At 32.6% G+C, this 17,904-nt stretch carries 24 protein-coding genes and 1 tRNA gene; 12 read left to right on the forward strand and 13 right to left on the reverse strand.

What is annotated here, in order from left to right:
- The first annotated feature begins 81 nt into the window (after nucleotides 1-81).
- From AB0A59_RS00105 to AB0A59_RS00115, 3 genes are all read left to right on the forward strand, one after another.
- Entirely contained in the window at nucleotides 82-789 is a 708-nt protein-coding gene (locus AB0A59_RS00105; RefSeq protein ID WP_458745405.1) for a hypothetical protein, read from the forward strand.
- Nucleotides 790-890: 101 nt separating this feature from the next.
- A complete protein-coding gene (locus AB0A59_RS00110) occupies nucleotides 891-2,048 on the forward strand; it encodes a hypothetical protein (RefSeq protein ID WP_458745407.1) in 1,158 nt (385 codons plus the stop codon).
- 563 nt (nucleotides 2,049-2,611) lie between these two features.
- Complete coding sequence (locus AB0A59_RS00115; protein ID WP_458745409.1) at nucleotides 2,612-3,601, forward strand: cupredoxin domain-containing protein; 990 nt, start codon at nucleotides 2,612-2,614, stop codon at nucleotides 3,599-3,601.
- A 252-nt stretch (nucleotides 3,602-3,853) separates the two neighbouring features.
- On the opposite strand, the gene AB0A59_RS00120 is transcribed toward AB0A59_RS00115, so the two are convergent.
- The 3 genes from AB0A59_RS00120 to AB0A59_RS00130 form a co-directional block, all read right to left on the reverse strand.
- Nucleotides 3,854-4,678 (reverse strand): copper resistance D family protein, encoded by an 825-nt coding sequence (locus AB0A59_RS00120; RefSeq protein WP_458745411.1) that lies wholly within the window; start codon nucleotides 4,676-4,678, stop codon nucleotides 3,854-3,856.
- A gap of 62 nt (nucleotides 4,679-4,740) precedes the next feature.
- A complete protein-coding gene (locus tag AB0A59_RS00125) occupies nucleotides 4,741-5,235 on the reverse strand; it encodes a hypothetical protein (RefSeq protein WP_458745413.1) in 495 nt (164 codons plus the stop codon).
- Between the two features lie 63 nt (nucleotides 5,236-5,298).
- Nucleotides 5,299-5,437, reverse strand: a tRNA-Ser gene (locus tag AB0A59_RS00130).
- A 101-nt stretch (nucleotides 5,438-5,538) separates the two neighbouring features.
- Here AB0A59_RS00130 and AB0A59_RS00135 point away from each other — a divergent pair.
- Nucleotides 5,539-5,970, forward strand: a complete 432-nt coding sequence (locus tag AB0A59_RS00135; protein WP_458745415.1) for a hypothetical protein — start codon at nucleotides 5,539-5,541, stop codon at nucleotides 5,968-5,970.
- Between the two features lie 49 nt (nucleotides 5,971-6,019).
- On the opposite strand, the gene AB0A59_RS00140 is transcribed toward AB0A59_RS00135, so the two are convergent.
- The 6 genes from AB0A59_RS00140 to AB0A59_RS00165 all read right to left on the reverse strand — a co-directional run bounded on the left by AB0A59_RS00140 (nucleotide 6,020) and on the right by AB0A59_RS00165 (nucleotide 9,204).
- The gene (locus tag AB0A59_RS00140) at nucleotides 6,020-6,796 is read right to left on the reverse strand and encodes a pyridoxamine 5'-phosphate oxidase family protein (RefSeq protein ID WP_458745417.1); all 777 of its coding nucleotides are present in this window, start codon (nucleotides 6,794-6,796) and stop codon (nucleotides 6,020-6,022) included.
- 40 nt (nucleotides 6,797-6,836) lie between these two features.
- The gene (locus tag AB0A59_RS00145) at nucleotides 6,837-7,148 is read right to left on the reverse strand and encodes a hypothetical protein (protein ID WP_458745419.1); all 312 of its coding nucleotides are present in this window, start codon (nucleotides 7,146-7,148) and stop codon (nucleotides 6,837-6,839) included.
- A gap of 63 nt (nucleotides 7,149-7,211) precedes the next feature.
- Nucleotides 7,212-7,655, reverse strand: a complete 444-nt coding sequence (gene rpsI / locus AB0A59_RS00150; RefSeq protein WP_458745421.1) for a 30S ribosomal protein S9 — start codon at nucleotides 7,653-7,655, stop codon at nucleotides 7,212-7,214.
- Between the two features lies 1 nt (nucleotide 7,656).
- Nucleotides 7,657-8,151: a 50S ribosomal protein L13 gene (locus AB0A59_RS00155; protein ID WP_458745422.1), complete on the reverse strand. Its 495-nt coding sequence runs from the start codon at nucleotides 8,149-8,151 to the stop codon at nucleotides 7,657-7,659.
- Nucleotides 8,144-8,494 (reverse strand): 50S ribosomal protein L18e, encoded by a 351-nt coding sequence (locus AB0A59_RS00160; protein ID WP_458745424.1) that lies wholly within the window; start codon nucleotides 8,492-8,494, stop codon nucleotides 8,144-8,146. The genes AB0A59_RS00155 and AB0A59_RS00160 overlap by 8 nt, the downstream gene beginning before the upstream one ends.
- A gap of 47 nt (nucleotides 8,495-8,541) precedes the next feature.
- Nucleotides 8,542-9,204 (reverse strand): DNA-directed RNA polymerase subunit D, encoded by a 663-nt coding sequence (locus AB0A59_RS00165; protein WP_458745426.1) that lies wholly within the window; start codon nucleotides 9,202-9,204, stop codon nucleotides 8,542-8,544.
- Nucleotides 9,205-9,313: 109 nt separating this feature from the next.
- Between AB0A59_RS00165 and AB0A59_RS00170 the strand changes: the two genes are divergently transcribed.
- Both AB0A59_RS00170 and rrp4 read left to right on the forward strand, forming a co-directional pair.
- Nucleotides 9,314-10,000 carry a ribosome assembly factor SBDS gene (locus AB0A59_RS00170; RefSeq protein ID WP_458745427.1) on the forward strand — a complete coding sequence of 229 codons (687 nt, stop codon included), beginning with the start codon at nucleotides 9,314-9,316 and terminating at the stop codon, nucleotides 9,998-10,000.
- 107 nt (nucleotides 10,001-10,107) lie between these two features.
- Nucleotides 10,108-10,833: an exosome complex RNA-binding protein Rrp4 gene (rrp4, locus tag AB0A59_RS00175; RefSeq protein WP_458745429.1), complete on the forward strand. Its 726-nt coding sequence runs from the start codon at nucleotides 10,108-10,110 to the stop codon at nucleotides 10,831-10,833.
- Between the two features lie 13 nt (nucleotides 10,834-10,846).
- Here rrp4 and AB0A59_RS00180 read toward each other — a convergent pair whose 3' ends face one another.
- A complete protein-coding gene (locus tag AB0A59_RS00180; protein WP_458745431.1) occupies nucleotides 10,847-11,023 on the reverse strand; it encodes a hypothetical protein in 177 nt (58 codons plus the stop codon).
- 54 nt (nucleotides 11,024-11,077) lie between these two features.
- Between AB0A59_RS00180 and rrp41 the strand changes: the two genes are divergently transcribed.
- Genes rrp41 through AB0A59_RS00210 form a run of 6 tightly spaced genes read left to right on the forward strand, consistent with a single transcriptional unit; the run spans nucleotide 11,078 to nucleotide 14,428 of the window.
- Nucleotides 11,078-11,824 (forward strand): exosome complex exonuclease Rrp41, encoded by a 747-nt coding sequence (gene rrp41 / locus AB0A59_RS00185; RefSeq protein WP_458745432.1) that lies wholly within the window; start codon nucleotides 11,078-11,080, stop codon nucleotides 11,822-11,824.
- On the forward strand, nucleotides 11,821-12,636 hold the full coding sequence (gene rrp42, locus AB0A59_RS00190; RefSeq protein ID WP_458745434.1) for an exosome complex protein Rrp42: 816 nt from the start codon (nucleotides 11,821-11,823) through the stop codon (nucleotides 12,634-12,636). Before rrp41 ends, rrp42 begins: the two co-directional genes overlap by 4 nt.
- A 38-nt stretch (nucleotides 12,637-12,674) precedes the next feature.
- Nucleotides 12,675-12,872, forward strand: a complete 198-nt coding sequence (locus AB0A59_RS00195; RefSeq protein ID WP_458745436.1) for a 50S ribosomal protein L37 — start codon at nucleotides 12,675-12,677, stop codon at nucleotides 12,870-12,872.
- Nucleotides 12,853-13,152, forward strand: a complete 300-nt coding sequence (locus AB0A59_RS00200; RefSeq protein ID WP_458745437.1) for a KEOPS complex subunit Pcc1 — start codon at nucleotides 12,853-12,855, stop codon at nucleotides 13,150-13,152. The genes AB0A59_RS00195 and AB0A59_RS00200 overlap by 20 nt, the downstream gene beginning before the upstream one ends.
- 55 nt (nucleotides 13,153-13,207) lie before the next feature.
- Nucleotides 13,208-13,600, forward strand: coding sequence for a prefoldin subunit beta (locus tag AB0A59_RS00205; RefSeq protein ID WP_458745439.1), 393 nt, complete (start codon nucleotides 13,208-13,210; stop codon nucleotides 13,598-13,600).
- 51 nt (nucleotides 13,601-13,651) lie between these two features.
- The gene (locus tag AB0A59_RS00210) at nucleotides 13,652-14,428 is read left to right on the forward strand and encodes an ERCC4 domain-containing protein (protein WP_458745440.1); all 777 of its coding nucleotides are present in this window, start codon (nucleotides 13,652-13,654) and stop codon (nucleotides 14,426-14,428) included.
- Nucleotides 14,429-14,474: 46 nt separating this feature from the next.
- Here the strand turns inward: AB0A59_RS00210 and AB0A59_RS00215 are convergent, their stop codons facing one another.
- Genes AB0A59_RS00215 through hisG form a run of 3 tightly spaced genes read right to left on the reverse strand, consistent with a single transcriptional unit; the run spans nucleotide 14,475 to nucleotide 17,831 of the window.
- Complete coding sequence (locus tag AB0A59_RS00215) at nucleotides 14,475-15,551, reverse strand: pyridoxal phosphate-dependent aminotransferase (RefSeq protein WP_458745442.1); 1,077 nt, start codon at nucleotides 15,549-15,551, stop codon at nucleotides 14,475-14,477.
- Nucleotides 15,548-16,843: a histidinol dehydrogenase gene (gene hisD / locus AB0A59_RS00220; protein ID WP_458745444.1), complete on the reverse strand. Its 1,296-nt coding sequence runs from the start codon at nucleotides 16,841-16,843 to the stop codon at nucleotides 15,548-15,550. The genes AB0A59_RS00215 and hisD overlap by 4 nt, the downstream gene beginning before the upstream one ends.
- Entirely contained in the window at nucleotides 16,836-17,831 is a 996-nt protein-coding gene (gene hisG / locus AB0A59_RS00225) for an ATP phosphoribosyltransferase (protein WP_458745446.1), read from the reverse strand. Before hisG ends, hisD begins: the two co-directional genes overlap by 8 nt.
- Nucleotides 17,832-17,904 lie beyond the last annotated feature (73 nt).

Genomic DNA, 17,904 nt, shown 5'->3' on the forward strand with positions numbered 1-17,904 from the left:
TTATGTTATTTAAATACATATACAATCTCGAATTATATTAAACTTTGACAAATTATTGATATGTTTTCATCTGGAAGGGTTTTGTTTTTTAAATATGTTATTTTGCTAGGTTTAACATCTCTTGTAAATAATTATCATCCTTCACTAGTCAGGTTCTTTGGACGTTTACAACCGTCAGAAATATGGTTATTGTTCTTCGTATCTATCTTTTTTATGTTGGGAGTATTTTGTTTCTCTCTAGTTGGCAATGAGCAACTAGCTTTTGCACATTCTTTTTTTGGAGATACTGATGCTGATTTTAATGGTACTCAAAATCAATCAATAGGGAATTATACGGTGGCTCTTTTGGTAAATCCATCAAAACCCATTATTGATAGAAATGTATCTTTTCTTTTCCGTCTTACTTCTAACGCGGGAGACCAACTAATCGAGCTTCCTGTTTCCTTTTATATTTTTAAAGACGGTAAGCCTGTATTCTCCAATCCCAATAATTATACACTAGTAAGGCAAGGGCATTACGATTTTAATTACACCTTTAGTAAGCCCGGAAAGTATCTCTTGCATATGGATATCAAGGATATTTTCTATACATTAGACATCGTGAATTTTGTATTTGAGATTGATGTCGGGGTACCAGTAACAGAAAGAGTCCTTAATTTATTGAAAGCATTTTTGATGAATTACTATTACATTTACATTCCATTTATTATATTAATTGGATTATCTATTGTTGTAAAATCAAGGAGACCCAAAGATGTAAAAAAGGTGGATGAACGGTTTGATGAATGAACTAAAAAAGCGATTAAAAATTGAAAATATAAGAATCAAGTTTTAATAACGAACAATCGTATATGTTCCAAAGTCTATAATATGATGAGGAATTTTTCGAGGTGAGCTTAAACAAGAAGTGTTCAAAGGTGTTATCGGTCAAAATAAGACATTATCTTAATGAAATAATTATTCCTTATGATCTCCCAAATAAAGAATGCATATTTCACAAAAGAGACGGGCTTCCAATAAAGGTATCAGTTCAAAGCTTTTTAATTATTATTATCCAATGCAATCACGAAATAAACCATGTATTCAGGCTTCCAATAGAACCATTAATTGAGTGGAAGATTGTAAATGGCATAAAAGATGGAGCGTTTAAACATGGAAATGGATTGACTGCAAAATATTCCGACGCCGATAATGAGAATTGTGTCATATACTACCCCATTATAAGAGGAAGTAAAGACGATTACAGAGATAAAGAAATACCTATTTCAATAAGAATTCGACCATGTAGAATAAAAGGATCAATTGAAAATTTCTCAGCAAATAATTATTGCCATGAAAACAAAGGTACTGTATTAACTGAGGATATTGCGACTCAACTTTTAATATTACGATTAAAACAAAAACAAGGTTTTTTGAATAAGATGTATTATGAGAGTTACATAACAGTTAAACAATCAGCTCAAGAAGATCTAAAATATTCATCCTCTCAGCTAATTACAAACAATAGAAATGATGAGAATTCAAATTGTAGATATTCATTTGATGAAAATAGAAAGATTTTATCTGTTGAAAGCAAATACATACCTGAATGTGCTGAATGTAATGTGAGCATAACTTTTCAATTGCCTGCTAGCTATTCGGTTATGAATCAGACAAAAATAACTATGGATACGAACCGATTCTTATCTTCGGAATATATTAAAATTTCAAACAGTATGTCTGAATATGTTTACACTGTAGATAGATCTGATATAGATTTTGACATAAAAAACAACAATAAAAGTATTGATAAGTTAAGTATTAGTAATTGTCCAGTAATCAAAATTAAAGAAACCTTTTGGACATCTACTGCGGGTTCATTTCCATGCGGAGGAGGTAATAGTAATTCCATAATTTATTATTCACTAAATGAAAAAGAATTGTCCAAATCACCAATTACTTTTAAACTCTACGAGAGAAATCTATATGAACAGAAAGAGGAAGACATTCCTCATCCTATTGATGAAAAAAAGTTTTGGATTGTAAGGAAAGCAATCATGGGAGGATAAAGTGTAAAGTGTAAAGTGTAAAGTGTAAAGTGTAAAGTGTAAAGTGTAAAGTGTAAAGTGTAAAGTGTAAAGTGTAAAGTGTAAAGTGTAAAGTGTAAAGTGTAAAGTGTAAAGTGTAAAGTGTAAAGTGTAAAGTGTAAAGTGTAAAGTGTAAAGTGTAAAGTGTAAAGTGTAAAGTGTAAAGTGTAAAGTGTAAAGTGTAAAGTGTAAAGTGTAAAGTGCATCTTCCTTTCATATCGCCCCATAAGACATAAAAACTAATTAGTACAAACCTTACAATTATTTTATCATCCTTATTTATCGATAACTTGTTATTTGTAATTACGATAGATCCCGAAAGTGTAAAGTATCATTTTGGTAATTCGTCTTTAAGATACGGTATTAGTACCAATCCAGAATTTGTGAAAATACCTCATTTAGCATGATATATTGGGACTTTTTAATATATCAAATTGTAAGATTGATTCGAAATTAATATTGAATTTGATAATTACCTCATACTACCAACTGATTTGACAGTGCTTGGAAGTCTATATAAGTGATAGTAATTATAGAAGAACAAATTGACTGTTTTCTATGTATTATTCTCCTTATTGACACTGTCATGTTTTTATTATGTTTATGTCCAACAGTCGGACCCATCATCGTTTTTGTATGCACAAGAACAGGATTCTAACAAGACTTTGGTTAGTATACCTATAGGATCTGCAAATCCCGAAGTAGATATAACGAATCTATCTCCAAGGCAGTGGTACGTACCAAGTCAAATTAAAATTAATGTTAATGACACAGTTACTTGGAATAATAATGATACTGAACCTCACACTGTAACCAGTGGTATAGGTGGAGGATTAAACAGTTTATTGACCAATTCACAAGGAAAGCCCAGTGGTTTATTTGATAGCGGTCTGTTTTCCACAGGCAATTCCATATCTATCAAATTTAATAACTCTGGTACTTTCAATTATTTCTGTACTATTCATCCCTGGATGGAAGGTATTGTTCAAGTAGTTAATGTTACTGGAAGTAATATACCTTCTTTTGCAGTTGATGAATTGGGTAATAGAATTGACGACTTTCCTCTTTACAATTTAACAGATGATGGTAAGGTAGAGATTGGTTTGTCATGGACTCCTGACTCTATTGTAACAAACGAGCCCGTATCCTTTATTATGGATTTTTTTGAATCCCCAGAAAACTCCAGATTACATTTATGGTCGTATAACTTTGTAATAATGCAAAATGGTACAGAAATTTATAGAACTGACGAAATTACACAAATCGGTTCATCTGTTCAGACATATACTTTTTCTTCACCTGGAAAAACTACTATCAGAATTGAAAGTGGCGAAAATAAGAGTTCATTTGTGCAATTTGGTACTGTGGTCTATCAAAATCCATATGGAAATGCAGAAAGCATACAAAATGTGTCTGATAGTTCATTTAGATTAATATCTCCATTGACTTTGGTATATGCGGTATATGCAATTATAATAATATTGCCACTGTTTCTAATAGTCATACTAATACTATACAAGAAAAAAAAGATATGAGGTATCACTGTAACAATGTTTTAATTGAGGCATTTTCCATACATACTTTGATCATATTATAATTGTTCTTGAAGATAGAGTTAGAATTTTAGTATAGTATGTTATTTAGAGATTTTATTTTTTTATATTACAATAAAGATACTGTGTCTTTACCCATATTTTTATTAAATTTCGTAATCCACCACATTAGAAAAGGGATGTCATAGAGTAACAATTAGATTCTCAATTCAAATATAGATCGATTATCCTCCTTTAACTAGTATCTGCCTGAGTAACTATGGAGTTAATCTGTTTTCGATTCTTCCTAAAATTCACGATGCCAATTATAGCGATAATGACAGCTAAAGTCATGATTAGATATAGGAAAAATGAATTGCTAGTATTTCCAAGATTATTATCTTGAATACTAGTCAAGCCTTGATCTCGGGCCTCTAATGAGGGCGGTGAGGTCACTGAAAGAAATGCGGCTACAATAAGGACAGAGGTGCCCCATAGTGATTCTATTATCAGAGATTTATTTAAAGCGATATATACAGTAGTCCTCTTTTCTTGATATTTTTTTAGAATGTTATTATCTTTAGCATTTCTCAGCTCTTTTACAATACTGGAAGTCAAGGATGTGTATTTTTGTATTTTAAGCTGGTTATATCTTCCGATAAAAATTAATGGAAATGCCAATGCAAGCTTTAGAACAAGTATTTGTCCATACTGTGTATTAAATACCGAATTTAAATTCAGAAGGTGCACATAACCCAGATAGAGACCAGATATTCCAATTATACAGAGGGCAATAATGACTATAAAAGAAAAGTACATTAAAGCAATAGACATGTTGTGAATGCTCATTATACTATTAGAAACGTTAGAAATTGTGATTGTACTGTTTGATTTATCATCGTGGTCATCAATAGGTTTGAGATTTTTTACAAGAACTAGCGAAAGATGAAACAAGCCACCTATCCAAATCGACACAGCCATGAAATGGATCCAATCCATAGATACTGCAAATCCAGAAAATGATGGTAACGAATTGCTATGTCCTACCATACTGTTAGAAAAGAGATTGATAGAAGACAAAGCAATTACAGTTAACAATAATATTTGATTTGGTATGTTGTTACCATGATATATTTTATTTACTAAGGTGTTTTCTCTCTTCGAGGTAATCTCTTAATTCCCTGCATACACAATGGAGTCGATCTTTGTCTATTATCTGGTTCTTCTTGATTAAATAGCCATCTGAAGAATTTTGATAGAACTATATATCTGCCATTGAAACTTCCAATCCATTTGTGAGATGGGTCTTCATCTTGAGATTTTCTCAATTTGTTTAAAAATGCAAGAATATCTTCTTTAGTCATTTGTTCATAATTTTTGCCACTGTGAAAATTTGATAACCATACCAGAATTTTTATTTTGGTCTCCTTAGTTGTATTCTTTATGTTTATTTCATTTTGTTCAGCCATGATGTAATTACATAATGTCTCTGCATTGTGGAAGTTTTGTTCAGCCAATTTCTTTAATGTATTTTTATAATATTGTCTAGGTAATGATTTAGTTATTATATCCATTCTAACATCTAAGCTATTGCCCTTTTCTAAACCAAATCTGTTTTTATCATCGTAGTTACCCAAAGTTGACGTTACAACGTGATTCGTCAGATTATTTAAGAGTATTGATAGAATCCACAAGTTAGGCGCCGGGAGTGGGACTCGAACCCACGAGTCCGGAAGGACATCAGCTATCTATCCTATTATTTCCTCATTATTAGATCTCGAGGCTGACCCCTTTTAGGGCTGGATTTTTTGATTGCTTACCTAGCTTGGGTACCCCGGCTTTTTACCTTACATTTACTTTAATTGTTATATTTTTAAACTTATGTTAATGAATTTTTATTTCGCCATAAATAATTAATAGCCTACATTATAACTTATGATATGCTTTCATTAAATACTAAAGGGCCTACTCTAGCTACTGTAAAAGCGTTGTCTCTTACTGATCTAGCCATTATGTCTTATTCATCACACCTATTAAGAAACAGATTGTCTAGTTATTTTCATATAGATAGTTTTACCACACCTGATCCATTTTCTGAAGAGGATGAATTTAGCTATTTTATAGTTGTAGACAAAGCAAATACCAACAGGATAATTTCTTTCATTGCACTAAAAGAAGTTGTTGATATTGATCTATGGGATTTACTATTTGGTAAAGATATGTTAAGATTGGACATATCAAAAGAAGATGCATTATCTTTAAAAGAAGAATTAATGCCTAAATATACTGATAATTTTTTCCCAATTCGGAAGGAGAGCTCCGTAATCGGGTATATTGCTTTTACTTTCGAAATCTGTGGTATGAAAAATTAACTTGATTATTGTTGATGATAAATTCATTCAGTATGTAAGATTCTTTTTATTATAGCTCCATACTTACTGAAATTGGTAATTCCAATTCTCCATTTTTTAGTATATTTATTTTCATATCTTTCAAAATTTTCCTTGCTCTAGTAATTCCCTCTCTGCGGATAATCTTGTTTGCTATATCCTTCCTAAATGAATCAGACCACTCTTGTCCGATTTTATATTTACCATCAATTGTATCAACATTAATTTTTATTACTGTTAGATAGATAATGGATTTTGCATTTTGAGTTAATTCAATGTACTTACCTTCGGATTGATATTTTTGCATCATCTTATTCATTGCAAATGCTTTTTCTTGATTGTCAGAAACAATAGATGCTTTCCCTTTTATTACTATACTTGTATACAATGTGTCCGCAAAAGAAGCATCGGTAGGATGAAAATAGTACGAGGGTAAAAAACAAATTTCCTTATCGACTTCAAATCCTACTTTTTGATTTCGCGTAAGGTTTTCAATTTTCTCCCCCTTGTGATGGGAGTGCATATAAATTACATGTTTATGAAGACTTGGGTTTTTGGTAGAGACATAATTTACTAGCTTGAAATCTTTGACTGTATTTCCAATCTTGTCATCTTGATATGTTGGTTTCCCGTAACTAAGGCTAAAGTTTTTACTGCTTAAATCTGTAACTGTATGAACAAAATTCATCGGAATTATTTGAGGATATCCGTTTACGTCGATTGTTGCTAATCTCCCAACATGTATATCATTCAAAAATTCTATTATATTAATGATATTTTTTATTCTAAATCTGGACGTTAATTGCATTTTTCTATTCTTTTAGAATTACAAAACCGACATTTTTGATTCATTCCTTTCTCATTCCTTTCTCATTCGCTTCTTCTGCAGTAGTAACCGGAGAAATTCTTTCTTTCCTTGCTATAATTATTAATAAAATCCCAAATAGTCCCAATATTAATGATAAACCCTGAGCACCGCCATAGGGTATAAATATATAATAACCAATCGAAAAGCAAAAACAGATTATGGCTTGTAAGGCATAGGTAATTGTCTTTCTTAAATCTATTTTTCTTGTGATAAAGCCTATTGCAAAAAATGCTATACTAGGATATATAATCAACAGTATATACTGATCTATATCTATGCCATTGTGTGACATATTGTATTCTATCTTTTTGTACTAATTAAGATATCAAAAAGTATGCCAAAAGAAAAAAAATATCTAACGATATGATTTCTGTTTTCTTCTTCTAGCCCCTGGGCCACCATATTTCTTTGATTCTGTTTGTCTTGGATCCCCAACCAGCAAATGTCTATCAAATTCTGTTATCTTTTTCTTGATTTCTTCTCGGATGTTTCTTGTAAATGGATGATCCCTTGGATCCTTTGCACCCTTTGTTTCTCCTGTTAATGCACGTGAAATTGCTACTGCGCTTGCAAACGCTTGCCCCATAAAACCGCCTCCATTGACGTGCACGTTAACATCTACCCTATCCCGTAGTTCGCCAATTATGTTCGTAGGTGTTAAAATGAGTTCCTTTGCTACTTCTGGTTGAATGACTTCTACAGGAATATTATTAATTCTAATTTTTCCATTTCCTTTGACTATTGTAGCTACTGCTCTACATGTTTTTCTTTGGCCCGGATAAAGATCTATTTTATTCATATTATTGAACTACTCCTTTCCAACCTATCTGTTTTGCCACTTCACTCATGGATATGTAAAATGATTCGGGTCTAGTAATTTTTGCGTCCTCAAATGATTGCATTGCTGAATTTTTTAACTCATCTGGTACTCCTATATATACCCTTAATCTCTTAAAAGATTGCATTCCACTGGATTTTCTTTTTGGGACCATGCCTCTTATCATTTTTGTAATTATGGTGTCTGGTCTTCTTGGGTGAAATGGACCGTGTATGGGATTAACAACTGATCCTACTTCTAATCGTTTCTTGTAACTCTCGATGACCTCATACTTGTTTCCGGATACCATCACTTTTTCAGCATTTACTACGGATACTCTATTACCTTGCAATAGTAATTTTGATACCTTGGAACAGAGCCTTCCCGAAATACAATTTGTTGCATCAACTACTATAAGCTTATTTTGTTGAGATTGACTTTCTTCGGGTTTTGTATCCAATTTTGTTTCCTTAACCAATTATTTTTACACCTTTACCATCAGGATATTTACTTATTAATGATTGTAATGAAACAACTTCTGCCCCTGCCGTGTTCAATTTACTGATGGCAGTTTCTGAAAATGAATATGCATATACTGTTAATTTGTGCCCCAACGTTCCATTGCCTAAAATCTTGCCCGGAACTACTACTATATCCCCGTTATTAGTAATTTTATCCAACCTTTGGATGTTGACTTGTCTTCTGTTTGATCTAAATCTGGAAAATTCTTTCTCTAATGCTTTCCAAACCTGTGCCTTGTTACTTTTAAATGCTTTACGGAGGATCCAAATTGTATTATCTATTAAAGTATCGTTAAACATTATTTGCTATTCCACTTAAAAGAGTATAAAGTACCAAATAAATTTACCTAGAGGTTGTTCGGTATTTGGAGTGCGTTAATTGTTTCGCCAAACTCCTTTATGCTTTTATTTAATTGCTCAATTGCTGCTATGATTATTTCTTCTGCAGTTAATGCTCCATTAGATTCCACAGTTAAAAAAATTTCATTTTCATTTTCATTTTCACCATATTTTACTACTGCTATCGTAGCTGGCTGCCATTTTGCATGATCCCTACCAAATCCCAGCCTCGCATATGCCTCAAACTTTATTTTTTGACCAGGAGCAAGCACAATGATGGGGATATCCTGACTAACCGGTTTTACAAATTCATCTTCTGAAATTAACTCTGAAGTAGTAATTGTTTTAGTTTTTTCATTAGCTTCTGCATCTAGTTGCAATAAAACTCGGCAATTCGTACATCCCAATGTACTCTTACAACTACATTCTTCAGGTAATGAAAATTTCTTCAAGTCAGTCCTTAGTGGAATTAAACCAAGCCTGTGAGCAACTGCTTCATCATGCATTACTGATGAGTTTTCTAGAATAACTACGTCATCAATAGCAAAAGTAGGCACCTCGCTAATTGATAATCGCCTAATTGCATTTACGTACTGACGAGGTACGTTATTAAATTTAATGGTTATTCTTTCATCATGTTTCTCAATAACCTTTAAATCTATGGAGATCAAATCAAATAATTTTAATCTTAAGTATATTAAAAATGTAATGAATCTATAATGAATATTGCGTCCTGCTAAATATTATTATATTAATATATCACAGTTAATTTTCTATTGTATGGCTGATTCAAAAGTTACCGTTGTAAAATTAACTGTTGGAAATGATAGATTTGAAATTTTAGTAAAGCCAGATCCTGCATTAGAATATAAATTGGGCAAACGAACTGATTTGTCATCCGTATTAGTCTCAGACGAAATATATTCAGATGCAAATAAAGGATCTAGAGTTGCCGCTGATAAATTAAATAAACATTTCAAAACTAGTGACTCTAATGAAATAATCAAACAAATATTACTTAAGGGAGAACTAAATCTTACCACAGATCAAAGGCGCAAAATGGTAGAGGACAAGCGAAAACAGGTTGTTCAATACATAAATAAAAATTTTGTAGATCCTAAAACAAAACTTCCTCATCCTGTTCAACGAATAGAAAATGCACTAGAAGATGTAAGAGTCACAATTGATCCTTTCAAGAAACCAGAAGACCAAGTCAAATCTATTGTTGACTCTCTTAGAAAAATTCTTCCATTAAAATCTGAAATGTTGCAACTTGTTATTCTTATACCAAGCTCGTTTTCCTCCACTAGTTATAATTTTATTAAAAGCTCAGGCGTTCTAACTTCTGAAGAATGGCTATCAGATGGTTCTTTAAAAGTAAATATAGAAATAAATGCTGGTATGAAAGGGAACTTTCTCGAACGCATAGGTTCTTTGACTAAAGGATCCGCACAAGTTAAGGAATAACTACTTACAGATTATATTATAGAACAATTTCTAGATAATTAGATATAGAAATATGAAAAAGTTTCATTTTACATCTATTTTGTTATTGGAGGTAGACAATTTCTAAAATGCAGGAAATAAAGAGGAGATATGTTATACCTGGAGATAAAATTATTGAAGGTAATTATAAACCTTTAATGAATGTTATTAAGAGTGGTAATTATTTAGTATCTACCAGAGTGGGGATTGCTGAAGCTGGTAAAGATGGTGTTAAAGTTATACCTTTATCGGGTGTTTATATTCCACGTGTTAACGACTTAGTAATAGGAAAGATTATTGATCGATCTTCTCTATCTTGGGATGTTGATATTAATGCATGCTTTTTCGCTCATCTGCCTGCACAAGATGTGTTTGGGCGAGATTTTTCACCAGCCAAAGATGATATGGGCCGACAACTAAGCATAGGCGACTTAATTATTGCGAGGATTGTATCTTTTGATAGAACTAGAGACCCCATGCTTACAGTTCAAGATAAGGATTTGGGAAAGATCCCTTACGGCGAATTCATAAAAATTTCTCCTACTCGAGTTCCAAGATTAATTGGAAAACGTGGTTCCATGATTCAAACTATAGAACAAGCTACCCAAACAAGAGTAATAATCGGTCAAAATGGTATCGTAGTTGTTACAGGCAGAGACCCAGATGGCCTCAGTTTGGCTGCAAAGGCTATCAAATTGGTAGAGGAAGAGTCTCATACTACTAATCTTACTCAACGAGTCAAAACTTTACTAAATGTTCAAGACCCTGAAGATCCAGAACAACCAGAATCAATGAATGTTTCTTCCAGTACCTGAATCACCCACTGAATCACCCAAACAGCCACAATCCAGTACCTGAATCACCCACTGAATCACCCACTGAATCACCCACTGAATCACCCAAACAGCCACAATCCAGTACCGAATCACCTACACCGAATAATAGTAAATCTGGCTCTACTTCAAAAGAAAAGCATAGACATGATAATTCTGAAAAGTCATCCAACAACGATAGCAATGATGATCAAAAAGAAAAAAAACAAGAGTGATCAAATAGGATATGTCTAATTTGAAAGAATTAACTTTAATGGATGAAAATGGAAAAAGATCCGATGGTAGAGGGATAGATGAATTGCGGTCAATCAAGATTACCGTCGGTGTGGTGAAAAATGCTGACGGTTCAGCTTTTATAGAATTCGGAAAGAATAAAATAATTGTAGCTGTTTACGGGCCACGTGAAGTTCATCCAAAACACATGGCTCTTCCAGATAGGTGTGTTCTGAGGTGCAGATATCACATGTCTCCATTTTCTACGGATACCAGAAAGAATCCTGCTCCTTCTCGACGAGAAGTAGAAATATCTAAAGTAATGCGTGAATCTTTGGAACCCTCCTTAATATTAAGTGACTACCCGCGAGCAGTAATTGATGTTTTTGTTGAAGTATTACAAGCCGATGGTGGATCTAGGTGTGCTGGCATAAATGCAGCATCTGTAGCATTAGCTGATGCTGGAATTAATATGCGAGATTTGGTTTCTGCTTGTGCTGCTGGACGGTTATCAGAAAATATTGTACTAGACATTAATGATCTTGAAGATAAAGAAGGAGATGCTGATATGCCTGTAGCTTATTTGCCCAATTTGGAACAAGTAACTTTGCTGCAGTTAGATGGTAAGCTAACTACAGCTCAATTTAGTGAATGTTTAGAAAAAGCAATAAGTGGATGCAAGTTGGTATATGAAATACAAAAAGAAGCACTAATGAAAAAATATTTTGGTAATGAAATGGAGTTGAAGGAAGAAGCATGAGTTCCTCTAAACGTTCTACAGTAATTGTTGAACAATTACGAAAACAACAAATGATAGAAGCTTTATCTAGGGGAAAAAGATTGGATGGTCGCGATTTTGAGTCGTACAGAAATTTTGAAATTGAGGTAGGAATAATAGATAAAGCCTCTGGTTCTGCAAAGGTAAAGCTAGGGAATACCGAAGTCATAGCAGGTGTTAAAGTTGAAACAGGCGAACCATTTGAAGGATTAGAAAATAAAGGTGCATTGATCATGTCCGCAGAAGTTTTACCTACAGCCTCATCACATGTTGAACCTGGACCTCCTGACGAGGACGCAATAGAATTATCAAGGGTTGTTGATAGAGGAATACGCGAATCAGAAATGCTAGATTTAGATAAATTGGTTTTGATTCCTGGAAAAATAGTTTATACTGTTTTTGTTGACTGTAGCATCATAAATAGCGACGGTAATTTGTTAGATGCTACATCTTATGCAGTAGTGTCTGCTCTTTTAACAAGTAAATTTCCGATCTATGAAATTAAAGATGAACAGGTGGTTGATACTGGTAAAACCATGCCTCCACCCATTACTACAATGCCAATATCTATTACAGCGGTTAGAATTGGAGAATCAGTCTTATTAGATCCCACAACAGAAGAGGAAGCTTGCATGGATGCGCGCATAACTATGACAACTCAATCCGATGGAAATATAGTTGCTGTACAAAAAGGCTTTACGGGTCCATTTTCCATCAATCAGATTGTCCAGTTCTCTGAAATAGCAAGAATTAAAGGAGAGGAAATGCGCTCTAAAATAAAGGAGTTGAATTAAAGGTTAAAAGAAAAAAGGGTTCAACAGCATTAAAAGGTTTGGGTGTTAAGTTTGGTGCTACCGTACGAAAAAGATATGGTAAGGTCTATAGGACATTAAAGCAAAAAAGGAGATGTCCAAGCTGTACTTCATTTCAATTTAAAAGAGTAGCAATGGGTATATGGCAGTGTCGTAAATGCGAATATAAAGTCGCAGCAGGAGCCTATGACGTAAATCTTGGAAAGCTTCAAGGCTAAAATTTTTATTTATTTTGATATAGACCATAATAACAGATTTTTCCACTCTAATAATGATGACGGTGATTTTTTAAAAAAACCGTTGAATTCTATTTTTGTTGCATTAAAAGGCGATATTCAATCTACGCCCGATTTTGATACTCATGTTACTGTTTCTATAGAAAATGATTGTATAATATTGTCAATATCCGGTAACAACATATCTAAGTTCCGTGCGTCACTACTATCTCTTTTGAGACTATTAGATTTAGCATATTCTGTACTGTATGTTGACTTATGATATATTATTGTAATAATTTTTATCTTAGTGAATATTTAGTTACTTTGTATTAACAATGAGTGAACAAGAGCTTCCTCCATGGCTAAAAGAGCAACTTGCAAGATTACAACAATTACAGCAAAACCTTCAAGCAATAATGATGCAAAAACAACAGGTTGAACTAGAAATATCTGAAACGGAAAGGGCTTTGGAGGAGTTAAAGAAAACTACTTCTGATGATGTCGTATACAAGCTTGCAGGCCCTTTACTGGTTAAATCTGATAGGGATAATTTAATAAAAGAACTAGAAGAAAAGAAAGAACTATCCAATACCAGGACTGTAGTTTTAGGCAAACAAGAATCTAGGGTCAAGGAAAATCTAAAAGAAGTGGAAAATAAGATTAATCAAATGATGCATATGGCCCAAGGGGGATCTCAATCCAATAAATTTAATCAACCTCCACAATAACAACTTTTTTCTTATGAATGTTAATTAAGAATATGCTTTTTTATTATTGCATTGGCTATTCGAATTGTTGCAGATGAGCGAGAGAAAAATAGTCGAGTTCCTAACCTACTTAAACTTAAGGGGGTATTTGTCGATTATAAACAATTAACAGTTGGAGATTATATTGTTTCTCCTGAGACCGTTATTGAAAGAAAAACCATATATGATTTGATAAATTCTGTCTATGATGGTCGCATATTTATTCAATGTTCCAATTTAATAAATTATTATACTAAGCCACTGATTATTATAGAAGGAAATTTAACAGACCTCGATACAAGAGAACATTTTGAAAATGATCCTAAATTAATTATCGATAAAATACGGATAGCATATGAAACTTTGATAAGAGTAGCACTTGATTTTCGAATACCTATTTTATATACTAATTCTGTATTTTATACTGCTGAATTATTGGTTTTATTAGCTTCCCATCAATTTAAGAGTAAAAATGATGGGCCTTTGCTTAAAAAGATAAAAAAATCAAATCCTTTCCTTCTTCAACAATTATATGTTCTTACCTCTTTACCTGGAATAGGTTCTAAGTTAGCTACCAGATTGTTGGATAAATTTCATTCTCCTGCGAATGTTTTGAATGCTTCGATAGCAGAGCTTGCTAGGATACCAGGTCTTGGAAACATACGTGCAGAAAAAATTCGAAAGATTTTGGATACTCCTGTAGCCAAAGAAGTAGATATCTATACTCAAAAAAAATTGATGATTGATAATACAAACGAAAATACTGATGATGATAATGATGATGCGCGTGATAACGATATGAAAAACTGATATTATCAATATAAAATTTTATTCTTGACTTATTAACCAAAGATCACTATATCGACAATGACTTTTCAATTACAGATATTACCTTTTCATTCATCTCTGTATTTCCTATTGTAATTCTCATTGCTCCATTGTAGTTCCCAATGTCTCCAAAATTCTTTATTAGTATTCTTTCATCTAATAATTGGTTTTTGATTTTATTGTAGTGATTAAATGTTTGAAAGAAAAAGAAGTTAGAATCTGATTTAAATATTTTGATTTTGTCTAATTTATTTAGCCGTTCAAACATTTTTGATCTTTCCCTCTTTATTACTTCTATACTTCTATTTACAATCTGGATATTTTCAAGTGCTTCAATTGCCAATTGCATAGAGAAACTACTTAATGGATACGGTAATTGAATATATTGATTGAAAACATCTGATATCTCTTCGTTAGACAAGATATATCCTATTCTGGCTCCAGCCAGACCAAAAGCTTTTGAAAATGTTCTCATAATTAAAACATTGCGATATTTTGTTACTATATTAGATAAACTATATTCAGCAAATTCTACATAGGCTTCATCGATTATTATCAACTTATCTTTTAAAATATCTATTATACTTGAAATATCATCGAGTTTAAATTGATTTCCAGTAGGATTATTTGGTGATGCTATATATATAATATCATAATCTCTCGCTTTCTTGATAAAGAGTTCAAGGTTAAAGGAATTATCAATAGCGGAAAGATCTATTAATTTAGTGGGTATTTTATACAGATTACATCTATCTGTAAAATAAGAAAAGGTAGGGTTCACTGTTATAACCTTTTTTCCTTTGCCTATTGTTGATAATAATAAATCCATTATTTGGTCAGATCCACTACCTATGCCAATATTTCTTGTACTTAGTTTAGTATAATCTGCCAATTTCATATACAGTTTTTCAAATTGTTCTAATGGATATTCTCTAAAGTCGCTTTCATGAAGAGATTTTGATGCGATTAATTTTATAAATCTCGGTTCTAAAACTAAATTTTCGTTTGAATCTAGTTTATAGAAGTCATGAATTTTTTCTGGCCTTGTATAAGGTTTGTGTGATTTAATGTGGGAAAGTTCCTTATCTAACCAATCCGCCATCATTTTATCCTTCCCTTTACCGCTTCATAGTGATTAAATAATCCTTCGGTTGATGTTATTTCTTTTATGATTGGAGCAATTTTTTTTAAAGCATCTCTTTTCATTTCTATCACATTTACCAGTTTGATAAAATCTAAAACAGATAGTGCTGATCTGGATTTTGCGAATCTGTAAGTTGGAAGTACATGATTAGAGCCAAGACAATAATCACTTACAGATGATGGAGTATATTCTCCAATCAATATCAATCCTGCATTATAAATCTCCTTTACTATTTTTTTATCGTTACTTGCAAATATTTCAAGATGTTCAGGAGCAAATTCATTAATGAATTCTATTATTTCTTCATTATTTTCACATAATGCTATGAATCCATTATCATTTATACTTTTTTCGACAAATTCTCTTCTAGGTATTTCACCCTCTTTAATTATTATTCTATTTAATTCTTCAGAAATCTTTGTGGCTACAATTGTTGATTTCGTTACTACCCCACATAGTGTATCTTCACTATGTTCTGCCTGTGAGATCAAGTCTAATGCAATATATCGTGGATTTGAATTTTCGTCAGCATATATTAATAATTCGGTCGGACCTGCTATCATGTCTATTGATACATCTTTTGATACCACTGACTTTGCAACAGACGCATATACTCCACCTGGTCCGACTATTTTATCCACTTTTTTTATAGTCTTCGTACCGTAAGCCAGTGCTGCTATTCCATACGCACCGCCTGCCTTATAAAACTCATCTACACCACAGATGTTACCTGCAACAAGAGTCAAGGGGTCCACCTTTCCATTTTTCATAGGTGGTGTAATAGCCACGATTTGCTTTACTCCTGCAACTTTTGCTGGTATGGTGCACATTACTATTGTACTTGGATATCTAGCTTTGCCCCCTGGGATATAACATCCTACTCTAAAAATAGGCATTATTGTTTTGTTTATCTTAATTCCGTCTGAATCAATTTTTATATTCTTAAGATTATCGATTACTGCTTTTTCACTTTTCTCTAATTTGGATTTCATGTATTTTATTATTCTTATTTGCTTGGCTGAGACGTTCTCATAGGCTTCTTTAATCTCAGCATTACTAACAACAAATGAATCAATCTTAACGTTTTCGTATTTCTCAATACATTTTGATAACCCTTCATCTCCATCTCTTCTTATATCGTTTATGATTTTTAGAACATTCTTTGTTGGAATTGAAAGGTCCTTATTCCAAGATCTTTCTCTTAATTCATTAGCTTGAACTTGAGGCTCTCTAATTCTTATAATCTTAATCAAACTTTATTTCATCTTTATTATCTAGAATGATCTTATCCATTGATAATATTTGACTTGGTTCCAAAATTACCAACCCCTGCGCAACTTTTCTGATGGTTGGAATAAGTCTGATAAACTCATTTTTGTCTATTATGGTATTTACTCCATACCATCCCTCTTTACTTAAGTTACTTATAGTTGGACCTTTCAATGATGGAAGAATACTTAATAACTCTTCAAGATTGTCTTTTTCTACATTAACAAAAATATGTAGTTTTTTTCTTGCTTCTACTACTCCTCTCAATAGGACAATCATGTCTATTATTTTTTCCTTTTTTATAGGATCCTTTAGAGCATCTTTATTTGCGATGAGCACTGCTGTAGATTCCATTACTTGATCTATGATCTTTAAATTATTTTGAATAAGGGTGGTTCCTGTTTCTGTAATGTCAAAAACTGCATCTACATCTTCTGGAGGTTTTGCCTCTGTTGCTCCGAATGATAAAAAAATCTCTATCATTTTATTATTACCAGTCCTAGACCAGGGAGTTACTATTATGGGGTCGAGATCTCCAAAGTGTTTTTTATAACTCTCCTTAGATTTTATATACGTGGATGCTGATTTTAGATACTCTGTTGAAAATCTCAAAGTCTTTTTGTTATGAGCAAAATTATCTATCAACTCATCAAGATTATTGAACTCAAAAAATTCCGGAATAGCTATTACCTGCCTAACTTTGCCGTATTCTAAATCTAACAATACTCTGACATCAGCATTCGTTTCCTTTATCCAGTCTTTACCTGTTATTCCAACATCATGAAATCCCTCTTGTACGTATGTTGGAATCTCCTGAGGTCTTAGAATCTTTACTTCTATATCTGGGTCTGCAATCTTTACTCTGTATATTCTACCCCTACCACTAACACTACATTGCCATGCTTGTTCTATCATTTTAAAAGTAGCCTCTTCTATACTGCCTTTGGGCACCACGAATTTTATAAGACCCATATTTGATACCTATATCGAATATACTAATTATTACGTTGTTTATTTGTTTTATTAATTCGACTTTTTATTCTAT

Source organism: Candidatus Nitrosocosmicus sp. T (assembly GCF_054408485.1).

Excerpts from the sequence above, each read along its gene's own strand:
- AB0A59_RS00135 (WP_458745415.1), top strand. The coding sequence starts at position 5,539 with ATGCTTTCATTAAATACTAAAGGGCCTACTCTAGCTACTGTAAAAGCG.
- rrp4 (WP_458745429.1), top strand. The coding sequence starts at position 10,108 with ATGCAGGAAATAAAGAGGAGATATGTTATACCTGGAGATAAAATTATT.
- rrp42 (WP_458745434.1), top strand. The coding sequence starts at position 11,821 with ATGAGTTCCTCTAAACGTTCTACAGTAATTGTTGAACAATTACGAAAA.
- AB0A59_RS00170 (WP_458745427.1), top strand. The coding sequence starts at position 9,314 with ATGGCTGATTCAAAAGTTACCGTTGTAAAATTAACTGTTGGAAATGAT.
- rrp41 (WP_458745432.1), top strand. The coding sequence starts at position 11,078 with ATGTCTAATTTGAAAGAATTAACTTTAATGGATGAAAATGGAAAAAGA.
- AB0A59_RS00205 (WP_458745439.1), top strand. The coding sequence starts at position 13,208 with ATGAGTGAACAAGAGCTTCCTCCATGGCTAAAAGAGCAACTTGCAAGA.
- hisG (WP_458745446.1), bottom strand. The coding sequence starts at position 17,831 with ATGGGTCTTATAAAATTCGTGGTGCCCAAAGGCAGTATAGAAGAGGCT.
- AB0A59_RS00160 (WP_458745424.1), bottom strand. The coding sequence starts at position 8,494 with ATGTTTAACGATACTTTAATAGATAATACAATTTGGATCCTCCGTAAA.
- AB0A59_RS00140 (WP_458745417.1), bottom strand. The coding sequence starts at position 6,796 with ATGCAATTAACGTCCAGATTTAGAATAAAAAATATCATTAATATAATA.
- rpsI (WP_458745421.1), bottom strand. The coding sequence starts at position 7,655 with ATGAATAAAATAGATCTTTATCCGGGCCAAAGAAAAACATGTAGAGCA.
- AB0A59_RS00215 (WP_458745442.1), bottom strand. The coding sequence starts at position 15,551 with ATGATGGCGGATTGGTTAGATAAGGAACTTTCCCACATTAAATCACAC.
- AB0A59_RS00145 (WP_458745419.1), bottom strand. The coding sequence starts at position 7,148 with ATGTCACACAATGGCATAGATATAGATCAGTATATACTGTTGATTATA.